This is a genomic window from Bradyrhizobium sp. Kon69, assembly GCF_055807515.1.
In genome coordinates this window covers 1-373 of record NZ_JBVVOS010000156.1, presented here as the reverse complement: position 1 = coordinate 373, position 373 = coordinate 1, and the positions used below count along the sequence as shown (strand labels likewise).

Sequence of the window (373 nt, the reverse complement as noted above, 5' to 3'; positions counted from 1 at the left end):
CCAGCTTTGATCAACCCACCCGCCGCATCATCAAGCAACAAGTGGATGCTGCCGAAGAGGTGGCCGTCTGTTCTTTAGTGCCTGGGGTGGCAAAACTAATTTCTCGATTGCGGGAACGATCAATCCCGTTGGCACTGGTTACCAGCAGTTGGCCTGCTCGTATCGGCAACGTGCTCAACTATCATGGGCTGGAAACTGCCTTTGAATGTATCGTTTCACGCGAAGATGTCAGCAGCGGAAAGCCCGCCCCTGACTGCTATCAGCTAGCGGCTCGAAAACTGAACAACCCCATCAATGAGTGCCTTGTCTTCGAAGACTCTGTAAGCGGTGTCCAGTCGGCGGTTGGCGGCGGCGCGATTTGTCTCGGCATCGG

General features: G+C 55.2%; 1 protein-coding gene. It reads left to right on the top strand.

Features of this window, described 5'->3' with window-relative positions:
• Window positions 1-373: HAD family hydrolase (locus tag AC0L3U_RS38645; protein ID WP_473364998.1), on the top strand; the 373-nt coding region annotated here is incomplete at both ends.